The sequence below is a fragment of the Arthrobacter sp. CMU6 genome (assembly GCF_059090205.1).
Map to the genome: position 1 here is coordinate 1 of NZ_JBNHFL010000062.1, position 7,916 is coordinate 7,916.

Annotated in this window: 7 protein-coding genes, 1 tRNA gene and 1 pseudogene; 1 reads left to right on the plus strand and 8 read right to left on the minus strand. The window is 64.5% G+C overall.

Annotation, left to right across the window (positions count from 1 at the left end; genetic code table 11):
- Positions 1 to 96: 96 nt before the first annotated feature.
- Positions 97 to 1,024: pseudogene (locus tag AC5RWD_RS22895) on the minus strand (NAD(P)-dependent oxidoreductase).
- A gap of 81 nt (positions 1,025 to 1,105) precedes the next feature.
- On the opposite strand from AC5RWD_RS22895, the gene AC5RWD_RS22900 reads away from it, so the two are divergent.
- Positions 1,106 to 2,170, plus strand: a complete 1,065-nt coding sequence (locus AC5RWD_RS22900) for a D-2-hydroxyacid dehydrogenase (protein ID WP_494022218.1) — start codon at positions 1,106 to 1,108, stop codon at positions 2,168 to 2,170.
- 180 nt (positions 2,171 to 2,350) lie between these two features.
- On the opposite strand, the gene AC5RWD_RS22905 is transcribed toward AC5RWD_RS22900, so the two are convergent.
- The 7 genes from AC5RWD_RS22905 to AC5RWD_RS22935 all read right to left on the minus strand — a co-directional run bounded on the left by AC5RWD_RS22905 (position 2,351) and on the right by AC5RWD_RS22935 (position 7,452).
- On the minus strand, positions 2,351 to 3,700 hold the full coding sequence (locus AC5RWD_RS22905) for an MFS transporter (protein ID WP_494022219.1): 1,350 nt from the start codon (positions 3,698 to 3,700) through the stop codon (positions 2,351 to 2,353).
- A gap of 128 nt (positions 3,701 to 3,828) precedes the next feature.
- Positions 3,829 to 4,626: an IclR family transcriptional regulator gene (locus AC5RWD_RS22910; RefSeq protein WP_494022220.1), complete on the minus strand. Its 798-nt coding sequence runs from the start codon at positions 4,624 to 4,626 to the stop codon at positions 3,829 to 3,831.
- 359 nt (positions 4,627 to 4,985) lie between these two features.
- Positions 4,986 to 5,306, minus strand: a complete 321-nt coding sequence (locus AC5RWD_RS22915) for a hypothetical protein (RefSeq protein ID WP_494022221.1) — start codon at positions 5,304 to 5,306, stop codon at positions 4,986 to 4,988.
- Positions 5,307 to 5,433: 127 nt separating this feature from the next.
- Positions 5,434 to 5,506 (minus strand) — tRNA-Val (locus AC5RWD_RS22920).
- A gap of 80 nt (positions 5,507 to 5,586) precedes the next feature.
- Complete coding sequence (locus AC5RWD_RS22925) at positions 5,587 to 6,516, minus strand: NAD-dependent protein deacetylase (RefSeq protein ID WP_494022222.1); 930 nt, start codon at positions 6,514 to 6,516, stop codon at positions 5,587 to 5,589.
- Between the two features lie 16 nt (positions 6,517 to 6,532).
- Positions 6,533 to 7,036 (minus strand): peroxiredoxin, encoded by a 504-nt coding sequence (locus AC5RWD_RS22930; RefSeq protein WP_494022223.1) that lies wholly within the window; start codon positions 7,034 to 7,036, stop codon positions 6,533 to 6,535.
- The gene (locus tag AC5RWD_RS22935) at positions 7,033 to 7,452 is read right to left on the minus strand and encodes a DUF3052 domain-containing protein (RefSeq protein WP_003802164.1); all 420 of its coding nucleotides are present in this window, start codon (positions 7,450 to 7,452) and stop codon (positions 7,033 to 7,035) included. Before AC5RWD_RS22935 ends, AC5RWD_RS22930 begins: the two co-directional genes overlap by 4 nt.
- Between the last annotated feature and the right edge of the window lie 464 nt (positions 7,453 to 7,916).

Here is a 7,916-nt window from a genome sequence, read left to right on the forward strand (position 1 = left end):
CCGCATCAGCCAACGCCCGCGCCAACGCATTACCAATCCCCCGGCTCGAACCAGTCACCAACGCAACCCGCCCGGTCAAATCAAAAAGTGAAGTCATCACGAGGTCCCTTCTGCAGCGCATCCGGCGCCCGTCCTGCTGAGGTTTGAAATGGTTTGCCGGACGACGGCCAGGTCCTGGTCCCCCAGGCCCTGGCGCTTGAGTTCGGCATAAAGTTTGACGCCGGCCCGTGCCATCGGAACGGCGGGCCCCGGCGGCGTCGGCGGACTCCACGACGAACGACAGGTCCTTGTGCATGAATTTTGCCGGGCCGGTGGGCGTGTAGTCCTTCCGGGCAATCCGCGGGCCCACCTGCTCCAGCACGCGGCTGCCGGCGAGGCCGCCAGACAGAACCTCATAGAGGGCCGCGACATCTACGCCCGACCGCTCGGCGAGCTCGGCCGCTTCGGCGAGCGCCGCCGTCGTTGTTCCGACCACCAGCTGATTGCACGCCTTGGCCAGCGACCCGGCACCGAGCGGCCCCAGATGCCTCACGGTGGTGCCCATGGCCTCGAAAAGCGGACAGAGCCGGCGGAAGTCATCGGGCTGGTCGGCGCCGGCCATGATGGCCAGGGTCCCCTCGGTGGCACCCTTCGTCCCGCCGCTGACTGGCGCGTCCAGTACCACGGCATTGCCGGAACTGGCCGCCTGGACCCTCCGCCCGAAATCCTTGACCGCAGCAGGGGAAACACTGCTCATGACCACCAGCGCAGTGCCGGCTGCCGGCGGTGATGTCCGCCAGCTCGTGAGCAGTCCGGACGCCGCGTCCTCAATGTAGGCGAGGTCCGGCAGCATGAAGACGATCACCGGCTCGTCCCGGAGTTGCTCCACTGTTTCTGCAGCGGATCCGCCGAGCCGGCGTAATTCCTCCAGCGCGGCGGGCGATCTGTTCCACGCCGTTACCGCCCACCCCTTCCGGACCAGATTCGCCGCCATCGGCGCCCCCATCAGTCCCAGGCCCACGAAGCCTGCCCTCTGTACATTCATCCTCAGGGAAACCTCACTTCGTTGTGGTCAATCTTGGCCAAGGCGCCGGTAATCTGTTCAGTATTCTAGCCCCCATTCAGTATGATGAACAGCATGACGACTGAAACCACCGTCGCGATCGCCGTCCCGCTCGAAGCCGAGTTCGTGGAACGCATCCGCGCCGTAGATCCCTCCGTGACCGTTCTTTACGAGCCCGACCTGCTGCCCCCCGAACGGTTCCCCGCAGACCACGCCGGGGACCCCGCCTTCGAACGCACCGCCGAGCAGGAGGAGCGCTACTGGGAGATGCTGGGCAAGGCCGACGTGCTGTACGGCTTTCCCAACGAAAGCCCCGCCGGCCTGGCCCGGATCGCGAAGGACAACCCGCGCCTGCAGTGGATCCACGCCATGGCGGCGGGCGCCGGCGGTGCGGTCAAGGCCTCCGGGCTCGATGCCGGGATCCTGAACAAGTTCAAGGTGACCACGTCCGCAGGCGTGCACGCCCTGCCCCTCGCAGAGTTTGCTGCCCTGGGCATCCTCAACGGGTTCAAGCGGACCGCGGAGCTCGCCCAGGACCAGGCCGCCAAGGTGTGGCCGGAGCTGCGGACACCCACCAAGCTGGTCAACGGCTCCTCGCTGGTGGTCACCGGGCTCGGGGAGATCGGCCTGGAAACCGCCCGCATCGCCCGCGCACTCGGCATGAAGGTCAGCGGCACCAAGCGTTCCGTGGAGCCGATCGACGGCATCGAGGAAGTGGCGGACAACAACGGACTGGCCAGGCTGCTCGCCTCGGCCGACGCCGTGGTGAACACCCTCCCGGGCACGCCGTACACCGAGAAGCTTTTCAACCGCGAGGTCTTCGCCGCCATGAAACCCGGCACGGTGTTCGTGAACGTGGGCCGCGGAACCGTGGTGGACGAAGACGCCTTGCTCGGGGCCCTGGACAACGGACAGGTGGCCTATGCCTGTCTGGACGTCTTCGCCGTCGAGCCGCTGCCCCAGGACAGCCCGCTCTGGAGCCACCCGCGCGTCATGGTGTCCCCGCACACCTCGGCCCTGAGCGCGGCCGAGAACCGCCTGATCGCAGAGCGCTTCTGCAGCAATCTCAGGACGTTCCTGGACGGCGGCGAACTCCCCCACCTCGTGGATACGGTCCACTTCTACTAAACCGTCTGCCGCAGGACACCCCTGCATGGGAATCACCGGAGAGCCGGGTGGCCACATGGCTGCCCGGCTCTCCCGTTTGCGCCCCCAACGCCAGGCGCGAACGTACACTTGCGGCCCACCCCGCGTAGGGATGGGCCGCAAGTGTACGTTCGCGCTGTGTGCTTTCCGGCCGAGTGGCGCCTAGCGGGCGTCCTCGATTGAGATCAGGTCGCGGCCCCTGGTTTCCGGCGTGAAGAAGGTGCTCACGAAGGAGATCAGCGCAAGGACCAGGGAGTAGAGCGCCAGGACCAGCCAGGAGTAGCCCGTGGCGGCGAGCAGTGCCGCTCCCACCAGCGGAACCAGCCCGCCAGCCAGCACGGCGGAGAATTCGCGGGACATGGCTACACCCGTGAACCGGTACTGCGAACCGAACAGTTCAGGCAGCAGCGGGCACTGCGGTCCCAGCATGGACTGCACGCCGAGCGCGATGCCCACCACCATGACGACCCATACCAGGGTCACGTTGCCCAGGGTCACGAGGTAGAACGCCGGGAAGGCGATGACAGCCTGGAACAGGGCGCCGTACCGGTAGATAGGCACGCGGCCATAGCGGTCGGACAGCGCGCCGAAGGTGACCACCATGACGGCGGCAAAACCGGCGGCGATCAGGAGGCCCACGGGACCGATGAATTTGTCGCCCGGGAAGACTCCGGCCGGGGCAGCCAGGAACGCCACCAGCAGCGCCGAGTAGATGGAGGAGTTTCCGTTCTCACCCATGCGCAGGCCGATGCCCACGAGAACGTTCTTCTTGGAGTGCTTCCAGAGCTGGCCCACAGGGTTTTTGACGACATTCTTGTGCTTCTCGAGCTCCTGGAACACCGGGGTTTCCTTGAGCCTCAGCCGGATGAATACCGCAATCGCGATGAGGATCACGCTGGCCAGGAACGGCACACGCCAGAGCCAGCCTTCGAGCACGGCCTTGTCGGCGGTGGCGATGAGGGCGAATGTGCCCGCGCCCAGAAGGGTGCCCAGCTGGATCCCCACGAACGGCAGTGAAGCAAAGAAACCACGACGGCGGGGCGGGGCAACTTCGGAGATCAGCGTCGTGGCGCCGGCCTGCTCCGCGCCGGCACCGAGGCCCTGGACGATCCGAAGGACGACCAGGAGAACCGCGCCGAGCATCCCGGCCTGTTCGAATGTCGGCAGCAGGCCGATGGCGAAGCTTGCGGCGCCCATCAGGCCGATGGTCAGGATCAGCACCATTTTGCGGCCGAACCGGTCTCCGATGTAGCCGAAGACGATGCCGCCGAAGGGGCGGGCAGCGAAGCCCACACCGTATGTGGCGAATGATGCGATCAGCGCACCCTCATCGCCGAGCGGTTTGAAGAATAGCGGCCCAAAGATGAGGGCTGACGCCAGGCCGTAGATGTAGAAGTCGTAGTACTCCAGAGCGGAGCCTACTGAGCTGGCAAGTGTTGCCCTGCGCAGCTGTTCCGGTTCGACGACCGCGCCGTCCGCATCAGCCAGCGGTGAATCAGTACGAGTTGTCACTAGCACTCCCTCAAAGACACTCCAGGCCCCCGTTGGCCTGGTGAGTAGTGACACCACTATTGCGTCGGTCACTATGTTGAACAGCGTACAACATGATGAACGAGTAGCCAATAGCGCCGGTATTCCGCCTAGCCCATCGGGTTGCCGAGGGATCTGGCCAGCTCGTTGAGCTCTTTGACCATCTGCGCGCCTTGCTCCTGCGAGTAGGTTGCCTTCAGTGCGGTGACAGACAGGCCGAGGCTGGGGCCGTGCGCTCCGCGGGTGGGCACAGTCACGGCGAGACACACCACACCGGTGGTGGATTCCTCGTCTTCAAATGCGTAGCCCTGCTCGCGGATCTGCTGCAGCTGGGCCTTCAGTTCCGCTCCCGTCCGCAGTGATTTGGGCGTCAGCACGGGAAGCTCCGCATCGTCAGCGAACATCGCATCGATGTCGTGGTCGTGAAGCCTGGCGATCAGGGCCTTGCCCACGGCGCAGAGTGACACCGGCATCTTGTCGCCTATGTTGGAGGTGAGACGGACCGCCGGATGGCCTTCGTAGCGCGCCAGGTAGATGACGTTGGTGCCGTCCAGCATGGCAATGCGCACCGTTTCACCTGACAGCGTGGGCGCCTGCTCACAAAAACGGTAGAACTCCTGGACTTCGTCGAGCCGGCTCAAGTAGGCGGCTCCCAACTCAACGAGCTTCCGTCCCAGTGTGTATTCGGCGCCCTGCCTGCTGATGAGCCGGGCCTCCTCGAGTGCCAGCAGCAGGTTGGACGTTGAGGATTTGGGGATTCCGAGGTCCCGGGCGAGGTCACTGAGGGTAAGCCGGCCAGTGGCGGACGCAGCAAGCGACTCCAGTACAGCGGCAGCTCGCGTGACAGCCGGCGCCGGGGACGCGCTGCCCAGTCCGTCATTGGCTTTGGGGATACGGGAATCGGCCATGATTCTCCTTTTCAATACGCGCTCAGACAGCGGGGTCGGCAGATTGCATCGCGCACGAAACACCGGCGACGATGCCTAAGCGTCCAGTCAACTGAACACCTATCATCATACTGGCTGCATGGCTGCTGCTGAAGGCATGCCCGAATCAGCCGCTCGCGACCGGAGCGTGGAATGCGACCCGAACGGAAAGCCCCCTTCTTAATATTTTCGTGTTTCCAAAAGTTCACGGTATATTCGATTTCAAGCCTTCCACCGCGGCATCCCCCAATAGCCGCGGTGGAAGGCTTATCCAATTCCGCGGCCCCTCTGGAATTTTTTCAGGGCCTTTGGCATTCCGGGCTCTGGCTTCTCCCGCCTGCTCAGGCCGCATCCGCGATGGCGTTGTCCGCGGCGGCGCTGTCCGCCACAGCGCTCCGCAGCCTCCACCCGCCGCCAAGGCGGTCGCGGACAATCTCCATGGTGGTCAGCGCCGATGCGGCATTTCGGCCCAGCCGGGTCTGCAGCCGCCACACCTCGACGTCCACCCGGCTGAGTCCCAGCGGCATCCGGCGCTCCGCCTCCCACCAGCTGACGCGTTCAAACCAACGCAACGGCTCCGCCCCCACCGTCCATTCCTGCCCGCCGCGGATGACAGCCCCCGGCTGCCCGTCGGCCGCAGTCCTTACAAGTACGTGTTCCATGCCCGCAGGCTATGGCCGGGCACAGACATTTTCCGCCGGAACAGCCGGTCGTCAGGAAGGACAACAGAAAACACGAAAAACCCCGCCTGGCCAGGCTCTTGCACTTGGCCAAACGGGGTAATAAGGGTGGGTCCTACCGGGATCGAACCGATGACATCCACGGTGTAAACGTGGCGCTCTACCAGCTGAGCTAAAGACCCAACGAGAGGTTTTCGCACCGAAGCGCTCGAACCAACGAACATAGACTCTACCTGAACAATGCCCTCAAACGCTAATCGAGTCAGGCCGCCGGGAGCGGGGGCAATTCCTCTGCCAGCCAGGCGAGCGACTCGCTTACTCCGGCTTCCAGCTTGATAGTGGCGAGGTCGTCGCCGCGCGTCTGGCCGCGGTTGATGATGACAACCGGTTTGCCGGCCTTGGCGGCGTGGCGGACAAACCGCAGCCCGCTCATGACGCTGAGTGAGGAACCGGCAACAAGCAGGGCTTCGGCTTCATCCACCATGGCGTAAGCGCGCTCCACACGTTCTTTGGGGACATTCTCGCCGAAGTACACGAAGTCCGGCTTCAGGACGCCGCCACACGCGGGGCAGCGGGCAATCACAAAACTGCGGATCAGTCGCAGGTCCTCCACAGTGGCATCGGCATCGGGGGCCATCTCCACAAGACCGGACTTCATGGCATGGTCCAGAAAGTCCGGATTCAGCTCTTCCAAAACCCCCGCAAGCAGCTGCCTCGAGTACGTGCGGCGGCACTCCAGGCAAATGACCTGGTCGAACCGTCCGTGGAGGTCCACGACGTTAACGCTGCCGGCGTCCTCGTGGAGGCGGTCCACGTTCTGGGTGATCAGTCCGGTCAGGAGCCCGCGCTGTTCGAGGACAACGACGGCGGCATGGCCGGCATTGGGATTGGCCCGCCTTAAGTGGGACCAGCCGATGTGGTTACGGGCCCAGTATCGCTGCCGGTTGGCAGCGTCGCGGACAAACTCCTGGTAGGTCATGGGTGAGCGGGGAGGCGAATCCGGCCCGCGGTAGTCCGGGATACCCGAGTCCGTGCTCAGGCCGGCCCCGGTCAGTAGCGCCAGCGGCAGCCCGGCGAGCACGTCCCGGATCCCGCCCAGCACGTCGAGGTCGCTGGCCGCTGACTCGGCGGGCGGGGCGGGAGGCAGACTGGCGAACCCTGTCAGGCCGATGCCGGTCCGCCGGTGATCCATGGGCTGGCCTCTGACCCTAACCCTGGGCCAGTTCTGCCAGGATGCGCCGGTATTCGGCCAGGTCACGGGCCTCGCCGCGCGGATTCACAACCACGTAGCGGACCGTTCCGCCGGCGTCGATGATGAACGTCCCGCGCCGGGCCATTCCGCTGTCCTCGTCGAACACGCCATATTTCCCGGCCACGGCGCCGTGCGGCCAGAAGTCCGCCAGCAGGTTGAAGCTGTAGCCTTCCTGCTCGGCGTACGCCCGGAGGGCAAACTTGCTGTCCACCGAGACCGCCAGCACTTCGGCGTCGGCATGTTCGAAGACAGCGAGGTTGTCCCGGATCTCACACAGCTCGCCGGTGCAGATGCCGGAGAACGCGAAGGGGTAGAAGACCAGCACGACGTTGCGTCCGCGGAAGTCGGCCAACCGGACGGGCTCACCGAACTGATTAACCAGGGTGAAGTCCGGTGCCTGCTGCCCAACCACGGGCACCCCGGCAAGGTCCGCCGTTGCGACGGCGGCCTGTCCGGTCACTTGTTCTTCCTGGTTACCAGGCGCGTGGCGCTCCAGTCCTTGGAAACACCGGCGGACGTGGTGCAGTGCAGCCCCGCAGTGGGTGCTGCGTCCTGGATGTCGGAGGGCGAAACATATCCGGGGCGGCCGGACTTGGGTGTGAGGACCCACACCACCCCGCCCTCGGTGAGCGTCGTGAGCGAGTCGACCAGCGCGTCCACGAGGTCGCCGTCGCCGTCCCGCCACCAGAAGATCACGGCGTCCACGACGTCGTGATCATCCTCATCCAGAAGCTCTGAACCCGTCAGATCCTCTATGTCATCACGCAAGTCGAAATCGACGTCGTCGTCGTAACCGAACTCCTGAATCAGATCCCCGTCCTTGAAACCCAATTTTTCCGCCACATTTACCGATGTGGCGGCGTCGGCCTCGCTCACGTGTTCCTCCTGTGCATAGTGATTTCGATTACTCCAAGCCAACACCCTTTGGGCGTGTGCTTCAAGCTACGTGCGCCGCTCTGCGGCTTATTGTGCGTCACACAACAAGTATGACGGTCAAATAGGGCAGGGGGTTCAAGCGCGGCTACGCATCCGCAGGCCGTCAGAGCTACAGTGACTGTTGACAACTATGCCTAGAGGGGCGACCGCCTCCAACGAATAGGCAGTCATACACACGAGATAGAACCCTGCCCGGCGCACATGACCGGGCTGTTGTAACCGATATGACGCACACGACGCGTTCACGCCGGGCAGCTACCCTGCCGGACCTGAGTGCGCCGGTGAATGCGCGCAAAGAGAGGTTGGACGTGGCTGCAGGAGAAGATACCTCCCATATCCTCAGCGGGTTGACTAACCAGCTGCCTGATCGTGATCCGGAAGAGACCGCCGAGTGGGTTGAGTCC